At 61.5% G+C, this 19,482-nt stretch carries 17 protein-coding genes and 1 pseudogene; 11 read left to right on the top strand and 7 right to left on the bottom strand.

All coding sequences use genetic code 11. The annotated features are described in order from the left end of the window. Positions 1 to 260: 260 nt before the first annotated feature. The 3 genes from RLW41_RS22080 to RLW41_RS22070 form a co-directional block, all read right to left on the bottom strand. Positions 261 to 845, bottom strand: a complete 585-nt coding sequence (locus RLW41_RS22080; protein WP_414462891.1) for a cytochrome P460 family protein — start codon at positions 843 to 845, stop codon at positions 261 to 263. Positions 846 to 1,007: 162 nt separating this feature from the next. Next, positions 1,008 to 1,319, bottom strand: coding sequence for a YciI-like protein (locus RLW41_RS22075; protein WP_414462890.1), 312 nt, complete (start codon positions 1,317 to 1,319; stop codon positions 1,008 to 1,010). 55 nt (positions 1,320 to 1,374) lie between these two features. After that, positions 1,375 to 3,546 carry a S9 family peptidase gene (locus tag RLW41_RS22070; protein WP_414462889.1) on the bottom strand — a complete coding sequence of 724 codons (2,172 nt, stop codon included), beginning with the start codon at positions 3,544 to 3,546 and terminating at the stop codon, positions 1,375 to 1,377. A 349-nt stretch (positions 3,547 to 3,895) separates the two neighbouring features. Here RLW41_RS22070 and RLW41_RS22065 point away from each other — a divergent pair, with 349 nt between their 5' ends. The 3 genes from RLW41_RS22065 to RLW41_RS22055 all read left to right on the top strand — a co-directional run bounded on the left by RLW41_RS22065 (position 3,896) and on the right by RLW41_RS22055 (position 5,872). After that, complete coding sequence (locus RLW41_RS22065) at positions 3,896 to 4,303, top strand: MucR family transcriptional regulator (RefSeq protein ID WP_024275924.1); 408 nt, start codon at positions 3,896 to 3,898, stop codon at positions 4,301 to 4,303. A gap of 571 nt (positions 4,304 to 4,874) precedes the next feature. Continuing rightward, complete coding sequence (locus tag RLW41_RS22060; RefSeq protein WP_414462888.1) at positions 4,875 to 5,312, top strand: helix-turn-helix domain-containing protein; 438 nt, start codon at positions 4,875 to 4,877, stop codon at positions 5,310 to 5,312. Further along, on the top strand, positions 5,303 to 5,872 hold the full coding sequence (locus RLW41_RS22055) for a DUF6456 domain-containing protein (RefSeq protein ID WP_414462887.1): 570 nt from the start codon (positions 5,303 to 5,305) through the stop codon (positions 5,870 to 5,872). The genes RLW41_RS22060 and RLW41_RS22055 overlap by 10 nt, the downstream gene beginning before the upstream one ends. Before the next feature lie 239 nt (positions 5,873 to 6,111). On the opposite strand, the gene RLW41_RS22050 is transcribed toward RLW41_RS22055, so the two are convergent. Continuing rightward, complete coding sequence (locus RLW41_RS22050) at positions 6,112 to 6,624, bottom strand: YcgN family cysteine cluster protein (RefSeq protein ID WP_409560136.1); 513 nt, start codon at positions 6,622 to 6,624, stop codon at positions 6,112 to 6,114. Between the two features lie 215 nt (positions 6,625 to 6,839). Between RLW41_RS22050 and RLW41_RS22045 the strand changes: the two genes are divergently transcribed. Genes RLW41_RS22045 through RLW41_RS22035 form a run of 3 tightly spaced genes read left to right on the top strand, consistent with a single transcriptional unit; the run spans position 6,840 to position 10,402 of the window. After that, on the top strand, positions 6,840 to 9,161 hold the full coding sequence (locus tag RLW41_RS22045) for a transglycosylase domain-containing protein (RefSeq protein WP_409560135.1): 2,322 nt from the start codon (positions 6,840 to 6,842) through the stop codon (positions 9,159 to 9,161). Positions 9,162 to 9,191: 30 nt separating this feature from the next. Then, entirely contained in the window at positions 9,192 to 9,848 is a 657-nt protein-coding gene (locus tag RLW41_RS22040; RefSeq protein ID WP_409560134.1) for a DUF1214 domain-containing protein, read from the top strand. After that, positions 9,845 to 10,402, top strand: coding sequence for a hypothetical protein (locus RLW41_RS22035; protein WP_414462886.1), 558 nt, complete (start codon positions 9,845 to 9,847; stop codon positions 10,400 to 10,402). Before RLW41_RS22040 ends, RLW41_RS22035 begins: the two co-directional genes overlap by 4 nt. 232 nt (positions 10,403 to 10,634) lie before the next feature. Here the strand turns inward: RLW41_RS22035 and RLW41_RS22030 are convergent, their stop codons facing one another. The 3 genes from RLW41_RS22030 to RLW41_RS22020 all read right to left on the bottom strand — a co-directional run bounded on the left by RLW41_RS22030 (position 10,635) and on the right by RLW41_RS22020 (position 12,165). After that, positions 10,635 to 10,841: a hypothetical protein gene (locus tag RLW41_RS22030; protein WP_409560132.1), complete on the bottom strand. Its 207-nt coding sequence runs from the start codon at positions 10,839 to 10,841 to the stop codon at positions 10,635 to 10,637. 214 nt (positions 10,842 to 11,055) lie between these two features. Further along, positions 11,056 to 11,400: a DUF1491 family protein gene (locus RLW41_RS22025; protein WP_013948021.1), complete on the bottom strand. Its 345-nt coding sequence runs from the start codon at positions 11,398 to 11,400 to the stop codon at positions 11,056 to 11,058. A gap of 33 nt (positions 11,401 to 11,433) precedes the next feature. After that, positions 11,434 to 12,165: a peptidoglycan-binding protein gene (locus tag RLW41_RS22020; protein ID WP_409560131.1), complete on the bottom strand. Its 732-nt coding sequence runs from the start codon at positions 12,163 to 12,165 to the stop codon at positions 11,434 to 11,436. Positions 12,166 to 12,422: 257 nt separating this feature from the next. On the opposite strand from RLW41_RS22020, the gene RLW41_RS22015 reads away from it, so the two are divergent. From RLW41_RS22015 to RLW41_RS21995, 5 genes and pseudogenes are all read left to right on the top strand, one after another. Then, a complete protein-coding gene (locus tag RLW41_RS22015; RefSeq protein ID WP_414462885.1) occupies positions 12,423 to 12,815 on the top strand; it encodes a DUF5330 domain-containing protein in 393 nt (130 codons plus the stop codon). Positions 12,816 to 12,935: 120 nt separating this feature from the next. Continuing rightward, entirely contained in the window at positions 12,936 to 13,367 is a 432-nt protein-coding gene (locus RLW41_RS22010; RefSeq protein ID WP_414462884.1) for a SufE family protein, read from the top strand. A gap of 254 nt (positions 13,368 to 13,621) precedes the next feature. Beyond that, the gene (locus RLW41_RS22005) at positions 13,622 to 14,194 is read left to right on the top strand and encodes a hypothetical protein (RefSeq protein WP_414462883.1); all 573 of its coding nucleotides are present in this window, start codon (positions 13,622 to 13,624) and stop codon (positions 14,192 to 14,194) included. Next, complete coding sequence (locus tag RLW41_RS22000) at positions 14,112 to 15,542, top strand: DNA-packaging protein (protein ID WP_414462882.1); 1,431 nt, start codon at positions 14,112 to 14,114, stop codon at positions 15,540 to 15,542. Before RLW41_RS22005 ends, RLW41_RS22000 begins: the two co-directional genes overlap by 83 nt. A gap of 623 nt (positions 15,543 to 16,165) precedes the next feature. Next, a pseudogene (locus RLW41_RS21995) lies at positions 16,166 to 19,402 on the top strand (baseplate multidomain protein megatron); the annotation flags it as partial. Positions 19,403 to 19,482 lie beyond the last annotated feature (80 nt).

The raw sequence follows: 19,482 nt of genomic DNA, 5'->3' as shown, positions 1-19,482 counted from the left end.
ATGTGCTCTTTGGAGGAGCATCAAATGGAAACGCATGGTCTTTTCAGAATTCACAACGGTTGGAAATGTCTCACGACGCAGGACAGCGTCAGGATTAAGTTCCCCGATGGGCAGGAAACAGAGGTTCCGGAGGACGAATATCGCGCGGCCGGATATTCCCCCGCTTTCGACACGCTACTTTGGCGAGAGACATCAGCGGAGAAAAGCTCCGCGGTCCGGCCAATCAATGACCCCAGCCTCAAGTAAGAGGCGACACAGCACTATCTCTTCGGATACGCCGTAAAAATATAATCCTTCGCCTGCACGATCGTATGGCAGGTGAATCCGCACTTGGCGTCGTTCTCTTGGGGCGGCGTGTCGGAAGCCGTCGCGGGCGAGAAAGTATCGGTGGCCGGATCGTAGTTGAACGCCGCGTAGCCCCAACCGCCGCTGTCGGCGAAGCGCTTACTGTCCTTCTCGATGAAGTCGACGTTTTGCAGTTTGCCCGGTACCGTCGCAGGACCAGGTGAGTCCTTGTTCGGCACCGGCTTCCAATGGATCTTCGCGATCTTCGAGCCTTCCGGGAACGGCTTGCCGTTTTCGGGAATACCTGACCGGTAGGCTTCGATCATCACCGGGTTGGCGAGGATGACCGCCATCGCGCTTTCCGTCTGGCTGACGGCCACGGTTTGCCAGTCTTCGTAGCCTTTGAAGTCGGCGAAGGCGAGGCCGCCGGGAACTTTCAGGCTGTACTTGTCAGGCGCAGCGCGGACATATCCGCCGGCGGCGGCAAGCAGCACCGCGATCATCGCGAACGCGCTAAGTAGCTTTGTCTTTGAGGAAATAGCCGTCGAAATACGCAACATGCACCAGCCTCCAGATCGGCCGGACGATGCTCCGGCCTGTACGCATGGAAGGAACGTCAATCTTAATTGCAGCAATATGATCAGCAAGCGGACCTTAGCGGCCCCCGCAATTTTGTCGAGAGACCCGTGCTGATGCCAACGTGAAAGTGCGAGGAACGAAAATCAGTCCGGTGTGACAGGCTCAACCGGCTGGGCTGCATCTTTCCCGACGACCGTCGTCCATTCCCGCACCCGCCATCGTGTGACGAGGCCTTTGGTGACGTACGGGTCGGCTTTGGCAAAATTCTCCGCTACGGCAGGCGAACTTCCCGAGAAGAGCAGCATACCGCCATCCGCAGGACCGGCAAACGCGCCGCCGAGAAGGAGTTCGCCCCGCTCGACAGCCGCTCTTGCCAGGACCAGATGCTCGTCGCGAAGGGCCCCGCGTCGTTCCAAGTAGTCCTGAACGTAATCGTAAAAAAGAACGTAGTGCATGATCGCCCCGTCTCGTTTCATCTCGTCGGGACGACGCAGCCCGCCGGCTCGTTCCTTACACTCCGAGCCCCGCCACCTCCAGCGCGAACGAGAAGTTGAAGGCCGTATCCTTCAAGCCGTCGAAGCGGCCCGACGCGCCGCCATGCCCTGCGCCCATGTTCGTCTTCAACAGCACTAGATTGGCGCTCGTGTTGAGCGCGCGCATCTTGGCGATCCACTTCGCCGGCTCCCAATACGTCACGCGCGGATCGGTTAGACCTGCGAGTGCGAGGATGTGTGGATAGTCCTTCGCTTCGACATTATCGTAAGGCGAATAACTGCGGATGTAGTCAAAGTCGTCCTTGCTCGTCAGTGGATTTCCCCACTCCGGCCATTCCGGCGGCGTCAGCGGCAAATCCTTGTCGAGCATCGTATTCAAGACATCGACGAACGGCACGTCCGCTATGATCGCACGGAAAAGGTCGGGCGCCATGTTGGCGATCGCGCCCATCAGCATGCCGCCAGCAGAGCCGCCGTTGGCGACGATCCGCCCGCGCGTCGTGAAGCCTTCCGACACGAGATGCTCGCCCGCCGCGATGAAGTCGGTGAACGTGTTCTTCTTCTTCTTGAGCTTGCCGTCGGTGTACCAGCGATAGCCTTTGTCCTTGCCGCCGCGGATATGCGCGATGGCGAAGATAAAACCACGATCCACGAGCGAAAGCCGCCCGGTTGAAAACGCCGCCGGCATCGCGATGCCATAGGCGCCGTAGCCGTAAAGGAACAGCGGTGCCGAACCATCGAGCGGCGTCGTCTTTTTGTAGAGCAGCGTGACCGGTACGAGCGCGCCGTCCTTCGCAGGCGCGAGCAGGCGGCGCGTTACGTAGTCGGCTGGATTATGTCCGCTCGGAATTTCCTGGCGCTTGCGCAGCGTGCGTTCGCGCGTGGCCATATCGTAGTCATAGGTTTCCGCAGGCGTCGTCAGCGACGAATAGGTGAAGCGGATGCGCGTGGTGTCGAATTCATACCCTGAACTCATGCCGAGCGCGTAAGCCTCTTCAGCGAACGCAATGCTGTGCTCGCCGCTGAGATCGAAGAAACCGTCGGCGCTGCCGCCCGCCTTAATCGGCGTCACGACGATACGCGGCAGGCTTTCCTCACGTTCGAGCCGCGTCACGAAATTCTGGAACACGCTGACGTCGAGGATCAATCGCCCCGGTTTGTGCGGGACGATCTCGCGCCAGTTGGCTTCTTCTGGCGCGGCAACCGGCGCAATCACCACGCGAAAATCTTCCGCATCGTTCGAGTTCGTCGCGATGATGAGGTTTTTGCCGTGATGCTCGACGCTGTACTGGTGCCCGACACGGCGCGGGGTCACCATCCTCGGACCGGCCGCGGGATTGTCGGCGTCGATCAGATGCACTTCGCTCGTATCGTGATCGTGAATGTCGATGAGGATGAATTTCTGCGACTGCGTTGACGACAGTCCGACGAAGAAGCCTGAATCCTTTTCCTCATAGACGAGCTTGTCTTCGGAAACCGGTGTGCCCAGTACGTGGCTGTAGACGAAAAGCGGTCGCTGATGCTCGTCGACCTTGATGTAGAAAAGCGTGCGCCCATCGCTCGACCATTCGAGGCTGCCGTGGGAATCCGGAATTTCGTCGGCGAGGTTTTGGCCCGTCGCCAGGTCGCGGATGCGGATCGTGTAGAGCTCCGAGCCCTTGTCGTCGGTCGCGTAGGCGAGCAGCTTGTGATCGTTCGTGTGCGCCGTTGCGCCGAGGTCCCAATAGCTCTTGCCTTCTGCTTCCGCATTGCCGTCGAGCAGGACCTGCGCATCGCCTTGCGAGCCGCCGCGCGGAATCCGGCAAAGCTGCGCATACTGGCCGCCTTTGACGAAACGCGGGAAGTATTCGAACGGCCCGTCCGGTTGCGGCACATGGCTGTCGTCTTCCTTGAGACGGGCCTTCATTTCTTTGAACAGCGTCTCCTGCAGCGGCTCGGTGTGCGCCATCATCGCCTTGGTGTAGGCGTTCTCGGCGTCGAGATGGTTGCGGATTTGCCCAGCCAACTCCTGCGGCTGCCGCATTACCTCCTGCCAGTTGTCGGCCCGGATCCACGCGTAATCGTCGGTAAGGGTAACGCCGTGATAGGTCGAGACGACGGGGAGGCGGCGCGCCACCGGCGGGGAGGGCGGCGCCGTCTCTTGGGCAAGGGCGGTCGTGTCGGAGCTGCCAGTCGTCGGACCAGTCATCGGGCTACAAACCTTTCGATGCTTGAGTGAGAGAAGATCGGGAGATGGTTCTCGGCCGCCCGCGCGCGCACGTCAACGCGGCTCCAGTCCCCGAGTAATGATCAAATGCAGATGCCCCCACATCAAGAATTAGTAATGTCGTAATCTAATTCTGCACCGCGATTGACAATGAATGCGACCTGTAGTCAAAGCTTTCGCAAGTGAATTCCAGTTGATCTCGTCGGCTGCATTCGCGTTACTGGGGTTTCCGGCGGACTTCGTCGATTAAATCGGAAAACGGCGGGGTGTCGACATGGACGGGCGGTCCGGGCAGGTTTTTCGACCGGCAGAGGAAGCGGAAGATGAGCACATGGACAGTTCTGCCCAGCCTGAGCTTGTGACGATCACGGCGACGATCGTCGCAGCGTACGTCAGCAACAATTCGATCGCCTCGACCGAGCTTCCGAACCTGATCGCCGAAACGCACGCCGCGTTGAGCCGCGCCGCCGGGCGGACGGTGCCGCAGGACCGCGAAGAGTCAAAACCGAAGATCGCCGTCAAGAAGTCCGTCATGCCGGACTTCATCATCTGTCTCGAAGACGGCAAGAAGTTCAAATCGCTGAAGCGGCATTTGCGGACGCACTACAACTTGTCGCCGGAAGAATACCGCGAGAAGTGGGGGCTGCCGCCCGACTATCCGATGGTCGCGCCGAATTACGCCAACGCCCGCTCGCAACTTGCGAAGAAAATGGGCCTCGGCACCCGTCGCGAAAGATAATCCGTCAACGGATCAAATTCGTCAGGCTGCACCGCTGAACTCACCGGTGACGGTGAATAAGCTTGGCGAGCGCGTCGCGTTCTTGCTTTAACAATCTGGCGAGGCGGGAGTGCCGCGTCAGATCGTAGGCGCGGTCTCCGGCAATGCCGCGACGGCGCTCTTTCCGCAATTCCCGTTCGATGATGGCGATAATTTTTCTCCGTCCTTGCTCCGTGCGATCGCCAATTTCCTTTGGCCAAACGGGCAAAAGTTGCAAAGCATCCGGCGCGTAGTTGGACTCTCGCTTGCGAAAGACAGACAGCCCCGCATCGCCGGATGTCGTCTTGTGTCGATTTGATACGCAGTTGTGCATGATTGGCGACTGTGAGGCCGCCGACGAACGCGGGGATAACTTTCCCCAGTGTCGTCGCCGATAAGGTGAACGTAAGCGCTCGAAAAAAACTTATCCCCGCTGTATCGGGCGCCCGTATTCTGCTCGGCGATGACACAACCGAGACGAATGGCCAGACATGTTCACTCATCCGCGACGGGCGTTAACGTCCGTACGACTGTCAGACCATGGGAAGAAGGGATGACACGGGCCTCGCTTTTGTCGGCCCTGAAGACGCGACAGCGTCTTGTGGCCGATCGCCAAACGGCGGACGACCTGCGCCACCGCCAGACGCGCGTTGCAATTGACTTGGCGATTTCCAACGTCTTCGGCGTTGATGCAGACCTCCTCTGGAGTGGAACACGCGGCGTTCGAGACATCGCCGAGGCGCGTCAGGTCGCGATGTACCTCGCGCATGTTTGCTGCCGCATGTCGCTGACGGAAGTCGGCACGATGTTCGGCCGCGATCGCACCACCGTCGCGCATGCCTGCCTTAAAGTCGAGTGCCGCCGCGACGATCCGAATTTCGATCGCGCGCTGGATGTTTTGGGCTGGGCGTTGCCGACGCTCGTCCAGCGCGACGTAACCCCCAATCGGATCAGTCCCCGCGAGGAGATCGAGGAACATCAATGGCTGTAGGAAACACGCGCCGCAACGCAGTCAACGCGCAAGAGGGAAGTGCTACGCCGACGCGCAACCTTGCCGAAAGTCCGCTGGCGTGGCTTGCTCGGCGCAAGGATAAGGACGGACAGCCGATGCTGACCGACGCCGAATTCGACGCTGGCGAAAAGCTCCGCGCGGACTTCTGGTTCGCTCAAATGACGCCGCGCACGACCGCCAACTGGTCGCTACTGCTTTCTGGCGGCGGTGGCGGCAAGGGTGCGCCGGACATCGGTCCCGACATCCGCGATGCCGTTGTTGCGTCGAAGGAGCGGGTGAAGCGCGCGTTGGCGGCCGTCGGTCCTGATCTTGCCGGTGTGCTGATCGACGTCTGCTGTCACTTGAAAGGTCTTGAAGCCAGCGAGAAGGCAAGCGGCTGGCCGCAACGCTCGGGCAAGATCATCCTGCAGATTGCACTTCGTCAGTTGGCGCGCCATTACGGAATGCTGCCGCCACCGACCACTGCCCACGCCGACCGTCCCGTCCGCGTCCGCCACTGGGGCGCGAGCGACTACCGCCCTGAGATCGATCCTCGGTGAACCTGCCTCCTCGGAACAAGCCCAAGGGCATCATGTCGATATCTTGCGCGCGCTCCCTCGCCATCGTCATGCCGACGGAGGTCGGCACCCAGGCAAGCATCATCGCAACGAATGTTTGGTGCCTGGCTGGATCCCGGCCTCCGCCGGGATGACGGTCGTTAGATGTCTCCATTTGCCATGCGGAGCCGACTAGCAAACTCTATCCTCCGGCCGAGCCCGAGGGATGACGTCGTGCTCGCTTACTTCGCGGATTTGCCCGCCTTCCGGCCTTTACCTGAGCGTGGCGGCTCCGCCGCTTCGTCCGGTAGATCGGGAATGATGTACTTCCAGTAATTTTCCTGCTTCACGCGCCGCTCGCTCATGGCGAAACTGCGGACCGAGATCCCCGCCTGATGCACCGTCTCGTCCGTGCCGGAGACCAGCGGATGCCACCACGGCAGGTCGCCGCCCTCACCGACGATTCGGTAAGCGCACGACTTCGGCAGCCACGACAGCTCGCGCGCACGCGGAATGTCGATGGCCAGGCAGTCCGGCATTTTCTCGAAGCGGTTGGGGTAGTCCTTGCAGCGGCAAGTGCGGACGTCGAGCATGCTGCAGGCGAGCCGCGTCAGATAAATCTGCGCCGTGTCTTCGTCTTCGAGCTTGACGAGACAACAGCGCCCGCAGCCGTCGCACAGCGCCTCCCACTCGTCGCGACTCATCTCTTCGAGCGTTTTTGTGCGCCAGAACGGTGGATCGTTGCCGTCCAACATCAGGTCTTGCTCTTCCCTTCTGGCTTGAGCCGGGATAACCACAATTTTGTCGACTTGCGACGTCTAACGTCGGCAAACTCGCTTTGCGGCGCGTCCGGCGGATGCGTCGCAATTGCTGTTGCAAATAAAATTCTTGCAGTAAAGGGCTTAAGCCCGCGTCTCGCGCGTGACAAGAGCGACTTGATACGATCGACGCCGGCAAGGGATGGCGCTTCTTGAACGACTGGTTTCACAAGCAGGGCGGACGGGATCGCTTTATCGATTGGCTCGCCATTGATTCGAAGCTCAATTCGTCGCTCGGGGATGCCTGGTCGCGCATCAAGGACTATTGGAACGCTGGCTCGAGCTTTTTCGCGCGCTTTCAGCTTGTCGGCTGGCGGCGGCTGCTGAACGAATTTGCGTCCGAAAGCCTGACGATGCTGTTTGGCGGCTTCGTCGTGCTTTATGGCTTGGCGCTGCCCGCCTTCCAGGAGTTCGACGAAAGCAAGTTTTCGACTGGGCGCTATGCCGTGACGTTCCTCGACGTCAATGGCAATGAGATCGGTCGCCGCGGCATCCTGCACAACGACTCCGTGCCGCTCAGCGAAATACCAGATGTGCTCATCAAGGCGACGCTCGCAACCGAAGACCGGCGCTTCTTTGAGCATTACGGTATCGACGTCTTGGGCACGCTGCGCGCGTTGGTCACCAACGTGCAGGCCAACGAGGTGGTGCAAGGCGGCTCGACCTTGACGCAGCAGCTCGCAAAAAACCTGTTCCTGTCGTCAGAACGATCCGTCCAACGCAAGATCAAAGAGCTGTTTTTGTCGTTCCTGCTCGAAAGCCGGTACTCGAAGAAGCAGATCCTGAAACTCTATTTCGACCGCGCCTATCTGGGCGGCGGCACCTTCGGTGTCGAAGCCGCCTCGCAGTACTATTTCGGCAAGTCCGTCCGCGACATCAACATGGCCGAAGCTGCGGTGCTGGCCGGCCTCTTCAAGGCGCCGACGAAATATTCGCCGTTGGTCGATCTGGCGGCGTCGCGGGCACGAACCAATCAGGTGCTCGATAATCTCGTCGAGGCTGGATACTACACCGCAGGGCAGGTGCACGCCGCGCGCATGAACCCGGCCAAAATCGTCGAGGCACGGGCGACGAGCAGTCCGGACTGGTTCCTCGATTGGGCTTATGAGGAAGTGCAACGCCTCGCCGAAGGCAAGAACCAATACGTACTGACGGCGCGGACGACGGTCGATCCCACGCTGCAACGTCAGGCACAGGAAGCGCTCAACGCGGCACTCCGCAAGGACGGCAAGGCCGACCGCTTTGACTCCGGCGCCATCGTCGTGATGGAAACCGACGGAAAGGTCCGCGCTCTCATCGGTGGCCCCGATTATGGTGAGAGCCAGTTCAACCGCGCGACCCACGCGAAACGTCAGCCGGGATCGTCGTTCAAGGTCTATGTCTACGCGACGGCCATGGAGAATGGTTTCACGCCGGATACGATTGTACGTGATGCCTCGCGGTCGTGCGGAAACTGGTCGCCGTCGAACTATGGCGGCGGTGGTGGATCGGGCGCACGCATCCCGCTGTGGAGTGCGCTGGCTCGCTCACTCAACACCGTTGCAACTGAGTTGTCGTTCGTCGTCGGCCGCGACAAGGTTGTCGAAATGACCAAGCGGCTCGGCATCGAAGGCGTCAAGAAGACCTGCTCGATGGCGCTGGGGGACGGTGGCCTGACCGTGCTTGAGCATACAGGCGGCTTTGCGACGTTCGCCAACGGCGGCAAGCTCGCCAAGCCCTATGGCATTCTCGACATCACGACATCGAAGGGTGATCTTCTCTATTCGCGCGAGCGCGACGAGCCTCCGGCGCCGCAGGTGATCTCGCGGCACGTTGCAGAAGAGATGAACGTCATGCTCAACCGCGTCGTGACCCAGGGCACGGGCGGCATGGCCAATCTTGATTTCACCAACGTCGCTGGCAAGACCGGCACGTCCACTGGACCGAAAGATGCGTGGTTCATGGGCTTCACCGGCAAGTACGTGGCTGGCGTATGGATCGGCAATGACGATAACCGGCCGATGCGCACTGGCGTCACCGGCGGACATCAGGCGGCGCCGCTCTGGCATGATGTCATGACGGTGGCGCACACCGACATGAACATTCCGACGATCCCCGGCCTCGCACCGCATCCGCGGCAGGTCGAAGAACAGCAACGGCTCGCCGAACTCAGAGCACAGCAGGTGGCCGCCGGATTGGAACCTGCACAGACCGACGCGTCCAAGCCGCAGAGCATAATGCCGCCAAAGACACGCGAGGTCTTGAAGGTCCTGACATCGGCGCTGCGCAAGGCAAACGACGAGGGACCGGCGCCCGCACCGGGCAGCGGCGGCGCTTCGCATTTGCCGCTTCCGGTCGATCCGAAAGACATGCCGCAGCCCGCGACCAAGCCGGATCGGCGCGCGACCTTGTTCGGTACCTCGCCGGATGGTCTGTCGCCACCAATTGCAGCTAGCGGCTCCGGCGCGAGGAACCCGGCCACAGCAGTGCCCTGACGGCGGATGCGATAGGAAAGCAAAACGAACGTGGCATCGATCGGACTTGAACCTGCGGCTGCCCCATCGAGACTGAGCGTCTTGCGCGCGATCGTCGGCATTATCGTACGTGCCGTGACGGTCGTGCTCGTTGTCATGCTCGCGATCGGCGCCGGTCTATGGTCAAGCCGCTATATGATTGCGCGGGGCTCACCGCTGTCTGTCGCGACGTATGGACCATGGCAGCAATGGCCGCGCATCGGCCGAGAAAGCGCCGATCCCTACACCAAGGCGCACATGATCTCGACCGGCAAGCTTCGGATCTCGTCCGACAGCGCAGGTGTGTTCGAAGCGCGAACGGATTCGGAAGGCGCGCGGCTGCACTCGTCGTGCAATTACGTCGTCACCGGCGCGAACATGCACGGACTGTGGTGGAGCATCGGCGTGTTCGATACGCGCGGCAATCTCATCGCCAACGATGCCGACCGCTACGAGTTCACCGCCGACACCATCGCCCCCAATCCGAACGGCTCCTTCGTCGTCACGCTCGGACGCGACGCGCGCCCCGGCAACTGGCTGCCGACAAGCGGCGCGGGCCGTCTCGTGCTGGTGTTCACGGTGCTCGATCCCGCGACCGGCCTGTCATCGGAAGAACGCGCCGAGCGCAACAAGGATCTGCCGATCATCAAGCGCGAGGGCTGCTCATGAGGTTGTTGCGCAGCTTCGATTGGCGATTGCTCATCATCTTCTTCCTCGTGGCCGGGATCGTGCATCTCGTCATGACGTTTCTCGCTGTCAACGACACGCGCGCCTCGGCCTATACGCGGCTCGCCCACACCTATCCCAAGAACAAGATGACGATCGCGGATGCCATCGCGCCGCGGCGGCAGCCGCTGCCGTTCCTGGCGCCGGACGCCCGCTATGCATTCTGTCCATTCGAAACGAAGAACGGCACGATGCGCGTGAAAGCCCTGCTGCCCGATCTCGGCTGGACGATCGGCGTCTATGCGCCCGACGGCACGAACCTCTACTTCGCCGCTGCATCTGCGGATCGCGAGACGACGATCGACCTGTCTATCATTTCGTCAGAGGATCGCTTTCAGGGATTACCGGTCACGAACCCTGCGAACATCGACCCGCAGCAGACGATTGCCGCCGCGAAGGGCCTCGTCGTCGTTCGTGCTCCCGACAAAGGTGAACCCTACCGCGCCGACGAACTCGCGGTGCTCGCCAAAGCCGCCTGCAAACTCGGCGGCGCATGAGTTTGTCATAGACGGCCACTCAGCGGCCGTGACAGTGGAGGGCGGGGGCGTACACGCCGCCCGTCATTCTCGGCGTCATGCCGGAGGATCGATTTCACTTCTAGCCTCTGCGCGATGAAACCGCGGACCGGCTTTACCCGCATCACGATCGCGCAGGAAGCCATCCACGAGAGCAATCCCCGCGCAAAAGCCGGGCGGGCGATGCGTCAACGCGCAAGAGAACGCGCGTGCATCAGCTTTCGAGTTCTGGCTCGTTGCGGTGACGCTGCGCTTTGCGTTGGTCGTCCGCATCCTCTTGGCCGGTCCGCTCGTAGATATCCCGCTCGTACCGGACACCGGGAAACAGAACGATTTCTGCAGATGCTGCCGCCCCGCACACTGACAGCATCGATGCTGCCGTGGGCCTCGGCGCGGACTTGAATTCCAGTATTGTCGCCATGGACAATCCCCCGAAGACGCGAGCATCGCTCGCATCGTGCGGCACTTCCCCGCCATGAAGGCTCCCGCCACGGGACTTAAATCGCGATACCAATGTGGCGAGTATGCGCTGCGGCCGCCAGAATCATCGCATCAGATGAATTACAGTCGTCGAGAAGTTAAGAGCTTGTAAACGGCGGAAATGTCCGTGCCATTCTGCGCGCGGCGCGCTGTGGCTATTTCATCAATTCATCGCCGAGGAAGTTGCGGCCCTCGCGGTCTTCGATCTCGACAACCCAGATGTCGCTGTCGAACCCGGCCTCGCGATTGAGCATGGCTTCGGCCTCGGCTTCGGGCACGAACTCGCTTTTGAAGCGTGGCACCCACCGGCGGTCGAAGTCGGCATCGTCGAGGCCCGCTGGCGCTGGCGAGAAGACGGCAGCGGAGCCGTCGGCCCGCACCACCTTGATGAAAATCGCCCCGGCGTCGTCGTCACCATGGCGCGCGATCACACCCATCGCGCCGTTGTACTGACAGCGACGCAAATAGGCTTTGACCCAGATTTCAGATTTAAGACGCATGCGGCCACGTTAGCAAAAGATCGCGGGCGGGCTCTAGCGGCTTGAAGCTTTGGCGATGGCGTCACGCCGCGCCTTGGGCTCGCTTTTCAGGCGGAGCAGGCGGCTTTCCATCGGCCCCGAAATGCGGCCCGTGATTTTCAGCTTCTGATCCGTCTCGAATTCGCGGATGGCGCGCGCGAGTTCCGGCGTCAGCGCCGGACCCGGCACGCCGGTCTGATAGCCGAGGCCCGCAAGCTGCTGCTTGACGGTCCGCACGAGGCTCTCGGCATCGGGCGTCATCGTCTTGCCGGGACGCGCCGAGCTTTGCGACAGCGATGACGACCCGAGGATCAACTGGCTCAGCAACTGATCGCTCGGCTCGCTCGTCAGGACGAGGCCGTTGTCATATTCGTAGGCGAAGATGGCGGCGCGGGTCACGAGACCCAGAATGCCGTCGGCCGGGCCTGGCTCGTAGTTGATGTTGTTCAGCTCGCGCTGCACGCCCTTCGTGATCTCGGCGCGAGCTGCGTCGTCGCTGGTGCTGAGCGGGGCGGGCGGCAGAACGCCGTCTGCAGACTGCGTCGGCGCGCCGGGGCCAGGGTCCGTCGGTCCTAGAATGATGCCGGGACCGTCGACCCACGCCGTACGGTCGGTGGTGATGCCGCCGGTTTCGATGCCGTTGTTCGTCTTGGCGCCGGTATTCTGGAAAACGAGCATATTCAGCGCTACGCTCGTAGTCGCCAGCAGCGACACGATGGCTGCAAGCTTTCGGTCCCTCTCGGTCATGTGCCTACGTTCCCTCGTTCCCCCGAGAACGATTATCGGGGCCAGCCGTTAAGACCTCCTTAACTGTCGCTTAAAGCGGTTTCAGACTCGTTAAAACCGCCGCCCGCATTCGAAGCAAATGCGGTTCAAATTGTGCGGCGCAGGCTAGCTTAACCTTGATGCGGAGCTGGTATCGATGAGGGTGAGGGGAAAAGCCCTCGTCCAATCCGCTTCCCGTGCCGGGCGTGTCCTGGCCGTCAGACGCGAAGGTTTGTGTTATGGGTTTGTTACGTCTAGCCACTGTCGCCGCAATCGGCATCGCGCTGCTTCCTTCCGACAAGGAACAGCAGCAACATCTGTATGAGCGCGCCGGAGCGACAGCTGAATGGGTCGTCACCTTCTGCGACCGCAACGCCACCGTATGCACCAAGAGCGCCGAGCTGTGGACCCAGTTCGTTGCCAAGGCGCAGTTCGGCGCTCAGCTTGCCTATGAGATGGCGAAAGAGCATTACGCCGGCGACGGCATGAACACGGCGAGCCTGAAGCTCGACGATACCAAGACCGGTGGCCGCCTCGCTCCGGCCGTCCTGGAAAGCGACAGCGGCACTCTGACGCCGCTCGACAAACAGCCCGACTGGCGCGGCAAATCCGCGAACCGCAACGGTATTTGACGGCTAAGCGGCGCACCGCGCCGCCTGAACTCCGGCTGTCGCCCTTGCCCTTTCCCTGTCCGGCCCCCTATGTGTAGGGAAACGGTCCGACGTGGTCGGGATCGAAGCCGGGATTTCTCCATGACGCTTGACGACATCCGCGCCGATTTCGCGCTCCTCGACGATTGGGAGGACCGTTATCGCTATGTCATCGAGCTTGGCAGGGCGCTGCAGCCTTTCCCGGAAGAGCTTCGGACCGAGGCGAACAAGGTGCGCGGCTGCGCTAGTCAGGTCTGGCTGGCGACGCGGCGGATCGGTGACGCGGGAAAGCCAAGCGCTGGCGATAAGCTCGAAATGCAGGGCATGAGCGACGCCCATATCGTGCAGGGGCTCGTCGCGCTGCTGTTCATCATCTACGGTGGCAAGACGCTCGATGAAATTCTGAAGACCGACGCCGAAGGCATTTTCGCGAGCTTGGGCCTCAAAGAACATTTGACGCCGCAACGCTCCAACGGCCTCGCTTCGATGGTGAAGCGCATCCGCGCCGACGCTGCCGAAATGCTCGCGGCTTAAAATTCGTTGCGTCTAACGCCTTATAAAAATTTCGCGAAACTTATCCCCGCTCTACCCGTGCGGATTATACTGTCCGGTTGATTTTGATTTCTGAATATTAGTATTTGTTTTCAACGTCTTATATGATTTTGTCGATTGACAGCGCGACGCTTCTCAGGCATCATTTCTGTATAACGCGGAAAGTGTGAGAGCAGGCTTCGGCCCTGCCACGTGCACATCGCGGTTCCCTGAAAATTCGAAAAGGTCTCCGGCGCATGGCAGCAAGCCCGCGCGCTGCGACCTCCGCGCGTCGAGCAGTCCGCTCGACCGCGGAGAGCCGCTCGGCGCAAAAAATTCCAGCTGCTCGGCGGACGGCTTCGAGCGACGTCGCGATGAAGAAGGCGGCCGTTGCCGATGCCGCGGAAACGAAACCGCTGAAGATCTCGAAACCCAAAAAGATGACCGAACGTCCCGCCACTCCGACGGAAGATGACACAGCCCCGCGCCTTGCGGCCGGCTCCCCGCAGGGGAGTCGCAAGGCGCCTACTAAGAAATCCCTCGTTCAGCGCGTCTACAACACGATCGACGGCGAGTTGACGAAACTCGAAAAGCAGAAGGGGCTGACGTCCCAGGATCGCGAGCGCGCATCGCGGGCTCTGTCGCAGATGGTCAACGCATTGGAGAAAGCCGTTGAGATGCAACGCGAGATGACGAAACGGAAAACGACGGGAGCAGGCGGAGCAAGGACCAAGGAGGCGCTCGCGCATGCGGAAGACCTACGCCGCGAAATTGCGGAACGTCTTGAGCGCCTCAATCGCAAGCGGGCGCCTGGCCGACGATCTGAATGAGCTGACGCGCGCCGAGCTTGAGTTCATCGCCCACGACTGGGAAATCTGGGCGCGCGACGATCAGCTTGCGCCCTCGTTGATGGCGCCCTGCGGCCGGCTCCCCGCAGGGAAGTCGCCGGGTGCAATCAAAAACTGGAGAGTATGGCTCCTTCTCGGCGGCCGCGGTTCCGGGAAGACGCGGGCAGGTGCCGAGTGGGTGCGTTCCTTAGCCCGTGGCGAAGATGCAAGCCCGTGCTCGGCGGCCGGCTCGCGGAACGCGAGTCGCCGAGCACAAACGAAAGACTCACCAAGAATCGCGCTGGTTGGAAAAACCTTGGCCGACGTCCGCAACGTGATGATCGAAGGCCAGTCCGGTCTGCTCGCGATCCACCCCGCGCATGAGCGGCCGGAGTTCGAACCGTCGAAGCGGCGTCTGACATGGCCGTCGGGCGCAATCGCCGAATTGTTCTCGGCCGACGAAGCCGAAGCGCTGCGCGGTCCGCAGTTCACGGCCGCGTGGTGCGATGAGCTTGCGAAGTGGCGCGGCGCGGAAAGGGCCTGGGACATGCTGCAGTTCGCACTCCGTCTCGGCGATGCGCCGCGCGTCTGTGTGACGACGACGCCGCGCAACACCAAGTTGCTCAAACAGATTATCGCTGACGAGACAACCGTGACTGTCAATCTAGCCACCGCCGACAATGCGACGAACCTCGCACCATCGTTCCTCGCGGAGATGACGCGGCGCTATGCGGGCTCGGCGATCGGTCGCCAGGAATTACTCGGAGAGATTGTCGAGGACGCGAGCGATGGTTTATGGCGGCGGCATTGGATCGAGGAAGCGCGCGTCGAGGCGGCACCAGAAATGCAGCGCATCGTCGTCGCGCTCGATCCGCCGGTCACCGCGACGGCGTCATCGGACGCGTGCGGAATTATCGTTGCGGGATTGGGCGTCGATAAGCGCGCTTACGTTCTCGCCGATCGCACGATCCAAGGCCGAACACCTGAGATCTGGGCGAACGCGGCGCTCGGCGCGTTCGATGATTACGAAGCCGATCGCATGGTGGCGGAAGTCAACCAGGGTGGCGATCTCGTGATCTCGGTCTTGCAGCGGTTTCGAGAGAATTTCCCCGTCGTGAAGGTTCGCGCCACGCGGGGAAAATGGGTTCGCGCCGAGCCGGTCGCGGCGCTCTACGCGGAAGGCCGCGTGGTGCACGTCGGACGCTTCGATGCGCTCGAAGATCAGATGTGTTCCTTCGGCGCCGACGGCACGATGCGCGGGCGCAGCCCCGACCGCGCCGACGCGCTCGTCTGGGCGATTACCGATTTGCTGTTGAGCGACACGATGAAGCCCTCAGTGCGGATGCTTTAGCACCACCACCGTCATGCCGACGAAGGTCGGCACCCAGTCAACGATCCACATCTGCTGTATCGCGGGATGGCTGGATCCCGGCCTCCGCCGGGATGACGGCAGTAGAGAACGCCACTGGCAGCGAGAGCGCATCGTTTCGTTCAGTTGTCATCCTCGGGCTCGCCCCGAGGATCCATTGGGCGATCGCGCAGGTGCGAAATGGATCCTCGGCATGAAGCCGAGGATGACATGCGTCGAATTCGAATTCCAAAGGACAGTTCATGTCGCTGATCACGGAGGCGCTGTCGCGCTGGCTGCCGGAGGCATTGTTGGCACGCGGCGACTCGCGTTCCGCAATCCGGCCGCCGCGTGCGATCGATGATGCGCGAGGGTCGTCCAACAAGGCCGTGCCCGGCGGCCGGCTCCCCGCAGGGGAGTCGCCTGGCACAATTAAAACTTCCGTGCCCGGCGGCCGGCTCGCGGAACGCGAGTCGCCGGGCACCATCAAAAGCTCAGCTCCAGACACGATCAACAAGGGTTCCTCCGTGGGTCCCCTCATCGCCTATCACACCCTCGGCGAGCCCGTGTGGGCGCCGCGCGACTACGCCGCCTTCGCTCGCGAAGGCTTCATGCAGAATGCCATCGTCTATGCGACCGAACCGGTGCGCCAGATATTCGACGATGGCGTTTCGCAGCCGGAAAACGTGCATCAGCTTTTGGGGGCAACCGATTGGCAGGTGGCGCTCGATCAACTCGAAACTCAGCTTCCGAATGCGAAATCCGTTTCGTTTGTCGTCAGCTGGTTCGGCACCGATCTGCGCGCAGGCGAATGCCGGATCAAGCCCGGCGTCGAGACGCGCCATAAATCGACCGCGCCCCTGAACTGGTCTGTCGCGGGAGTGATGCGCGACACGGCGTATTTGATTTCAACGCGTGATGGCAATGCCGCTTATGGCGGTACGCCATCCGATGAGACCGTCATCGCCGCAATCGCGGATATGAAAGCGCGCGGTCTCAATGTTACGCTGACGCCTTTTGTTCTGATGGATGTGCCTGCGGAAAACGCGTTGCCCAATCCCTACGGCGGAGCGAGCCAACCCGTCTATCCTTGGCGCGGACGCATCACGTGTCATCCCGCGCCGGGACAATCAGGTTCGCCCGACAAGACAGCCGCCGCCGCAACTCAGATTGCGTCATTCGTCGGCACGGCAGCCGTGTCGGATTTCTCTGTGTCGGGCACAACGGTGCATTATACCGGCCCCGCCGAATGGTCGTATCGGCGCATGGTTTTGCATCAGGCATATCTTGCCAAAGCCGCAGGTGGCGTCGAAGCGTTCGTTATCGGCACGGAATTGCGCGGCTTGACATGGGTGCGTTCGGCCGCCGGAACGTATCCTTTCGTGACGGCACTCGTCGCGCTTGCCGCGGATGTGAAGTCCATTCTCGGCTCGGGGACAAAAGTTCTCTACGCTGCCGATTGGACGGAATACTTCGGTCATCAGCCAGGCGACGGTTCGGGTGATGTTTATTTTCATCTCGATCCGCTCTGGTCGTCGCCCAACATCGACGCCATCGGCATCGATATCTATTGGCCGCTCGCGGATTGGCGCGACGGCCGCGATCATCTCGATGCGATTGCCGGCGCGACATCGATCTACGATCCGGCTTATCTGCGTGGCAATGTGCACGGCGGCGAGGGGTTCGATTGGTATTACGCCTCCGATGCCGACCGCGATGCCCAGGTGCGTAAGCCGATCACCGACGGCGACGGCAAGCCGTGGGTATTCCGCTACAAGGACATTCGCTCGTGGTGGAACAACCAGCACTTCAATCGACCCGGCGGCGTCGAAAGCGCGACGGCGACGGCATGGTCGCCGCAATCGAAACCATTCTGGTTCATGGAAATCGGCTGCCCAGCCGTCGATAAAGGTGCGAACCAGCCGAACGTCTTCGTCGATCCGAAAAGCTCGGAGTCGGCGTATCCCTATTATTCGCGTGGCTTTCGCGATGACCTGATGCAGGCACGCCATCGCCAGGTTTTGCGCGATGCCTTCGACTGGACGAAACCCGGGTACGTTGCTGGTCTCAATCCGGTCTCTTCGGTGACGGGCGCGCGGATGGTCGATCTCGACCATATCCACGTCTACTGCTGGGACGCGCGGCCGTTTCCCGCTTTTCCCGATGCCACCACCTATTGGGGCGATGGCGCGAATTGGGAGCACGGTCACTGGGTCAACGGCCGCCTCGGTGGCGCCGCGCTGAATGAAGTCGTATCCGCGATCCTGAAGGAGCAGGGCTTCGCCGAGTTCGACGCTTCCGGTTTGACAGGCACGGTGCCCGGCTACGTTATCGATCGGACGATGGCGGCGCGCGATGCGATCCAACCGCTGGAACTCGCGTATTTCTTCGATAGCGTGGAGAGCAGCGGCAGCATCGTATTCCGTCACCGCGGCCGCGCAGAACCCGCCATGTCGCTGGAACCTGACGACCTCGTCGAAGAAAACGTTGGAGACGCGCTCTACGAATTGACGCGTGCGCAGGAGACCGATCTCCCGGCCTCAGCCAAGGTCCGCTACATCACCGATGTCGACGATTATCCGCAAGCCGTTGCGGAAGCCCGGCGATTGACAGGCGCGAGCGGTCGCGTGGCGGAAGCCGATTTGCCGATCGTTCTTGACGATGGGCTCGCGACCTCAATAGCCGAAAGCTGGCTCTACGAAACCTGGGCGACGCGCGAATCCGCAACGTTTAAACTGCCACCGTCGACTCTCGCACTGGAACCGGGCGACATTGTTTCAGCCGACCTCGGCGGTCGAATCCGCCTGTTGCGATTGACCGATGTCTCCGAGCACGGCATCCGCGATATTCAGGCGCTGAGCATCGATCCGAGCATTTACGATCAGATCGACGTCCCGGCGCGCACGGCAACACCGCCGCCGCTTGTGCAGATCGGCTCGCCCGCGGTCGCGCTGATGGACTTGCCGCAGTGGAATGCGAGCTTCGATGCCTCGTCGGGATACGCAGCGACGATGCAGAAACCGTGGCCCGGCAGCGTGGCTTTGTTCGCGTCGCCACAGGAAACGGGCTACCAGTTGAAAGCGGTGGCGACGGCGGCCGCGACGCTCGGCTTGACGCTCGACAATGTTCCACCGGGGCCCGAGGGCCGCATCGATCGCAGCGCATCGTTTCGTGTCCGTCTGACGAACGGCGCGCTATCGTCCGTCGATCTCATCGCGATGCTCGCAGGCGCTAACCTTGGGGCACTTCGCAACGCCGACGGCGATTTGGAGATCATTCAATTCCAGATCGCGGAGTTGATCGATGCGCAAACCTATCGCTTGAGCGGTTTGCTGCGAGGGCAGTTCGGCACCGAAAGCGCGATGACGGAAACGCTCGCGAGCGGCGCGCAGTTCGTACTGCTCGACGGTGCGGTGGCGCGCGTTCCGCTGCAGGAAAGTGAGCGCAAGCTGACGCTCAATTGGCATTGCGGCCCCGGCAATCGCGACATCGGTGACGCGTCCTACGTCACCGTACCATTTATGTATCAAGGGTTGGGATTGCGGCCCTTGTCGCCCGTGCATGTCAAAGGTACGCGCGTTTCAGGCGACATTCGTTTGTCGTGGATCCGGCGCACACGGACGGGTGGCGACAACTGGGAACTGCCCGAAGTGCCGCTCGGCGAGGAGAGCGAAACCTACGAGATCGATATTATTGACGGCACCACAGTAAAACGCACACTGACGGCTTCAACGCCAAACGTCGTCTACACCGCATCCAATCAGATCACCGACTTCGGCAGCGTTCAATCAAGCGTTGTCGTCAAAATCTATCAGACCAACGTCCTCCTCGGTCGCGGGGCCCCACGCGCTGCGGTCGTTTAGGCGGAGCCGTAAATCATCAGATCGTCATCCCGGCGCAGGCCGGGATCCAGACAACCATCCACGAATGCTCTGCAGAGACT

It is taken from the genome of Hyphomicrobium sp. DY-1 (genome assembly GCF_047497105.1).
GTDB lineage: Bacteria > Pseudomonadota > Alphaproteobacteria > Rhizobiales > Hyphomicrobiaceae > Hyphomicrobium_B.
This window is presented reverse-complemented; position numbering and strand designations above follow the sequence as displayed.

Excerpts from the sequence above, each read along its gene's own strand:
- RLW41_RS22050 (WP_409560136.1), bottom strand. The coding sequence starts at position 6,624 with ATGTTGGACGGCAACGATCCACCGTTCTGGCGCACAAAAACGCTCGAA.
- RLW41_RS22065 (WP_024275924.1), top strand. The coding sequence starts at position 3,896 with ATGGACAGTTCTGCCCAGCCTGAGCTTGTGACGATCACGGCGACGATC.
- RLW41_RS22010 (WP_414462884.1), top strand. The coding sequence starts at position 12,936 with ATGACGCTTGACGACATCCGCGCCGATTTCGCGCTCCTCGACGATTGG.
- RLW41_RS22035 (WP_414462886.1), top strand. The coding sequence starts at position 9,845 with ATGAGGTTGTTGCGCAGCTTCGATTGGCGATTGCTCATCATCTTCTTC.
- RLW41_RS22055 (WP_414462887.1), top strand. The coding sequence starts at position 5,303 with ATGGCTGTAGGAAACACGCGCCGCAACGCAGTCAACGCGCAAGAGGGA.
- RLW41_RS22070 (WP_414462889.1), bottom strand. The coding sequence starts at position 3,546 with ATGACTGGTCCGACGACTGGCAGCTCCGACACGACCGCCCTTGCCCAA.
- RLW41_RS22080 (WP_414462891.1), bottom strand. The coding sequence starts at position 845 with ATGTTGCGTATTTCGACGGCTATTTCCTCAAAGACAAAGCTACTTAGC.
- RLW41_RS22060 (WP_414462888.1), top strand. The coding sequence starts at position 4,875 with ATGACACGGGCCTCGCTTTTGTCGGCCCTGAAGACGCGACAGCGTCTT.
- RLW41_RS22005 (WP_414462883.1), top strand. The coding sequence starts at position 13,622 with ATGGCAGCAAGCCCGCGCGCTGCGACCTCCGCGCGTCGAGCAGTCCGC.
- RLW41_RS22030 (WP_409560132.1), bottom strand. The coding sequence starts at position 10,841 with ATGGCGACAATACTGGAATTCAAGTCCGCGCCGAGGCCCACGGCAGCA.
- RLW41_RS22075 (WP_414462890.1), bottom strand. The coding sequence starts at position 1,319 with ATGCACTACGTTCTTTTTTACGATTACGTTCAGGACTACTTGGAACGA.
- RLW41_RS22000 (WP_414462882.1), top strand. The coding sequence starts at position 14,112 with ATGCGGAAGACCTACGCCGCGAAATTGCGGAACGTCTTGAGCGCCTCA.
- RLW41_RS22025 (WP_013948021.1), bottom strand. The coding sequence starts at position 11,400 with ATGCGTCTTAAATCTGAAATCTGGGTCAAAGCCTATTTGCGTCGCTGT.
- RLW41_RS22015 (WP_414462885.1), top strand. The coding sequence starts at position 12,423 with ATGGGTTTGTTACGTCTAGCCACTGTCGCCGCAATCGGCATCGCGCTG.
- RLW41_RS22020 (WP_409560131.1), bottom strand. The coding sequence starts at position 12,165 with ATGACCGAGAGGGACCGAAAGCTTGCAGCCATCGTGTCGCTGCTGGCG.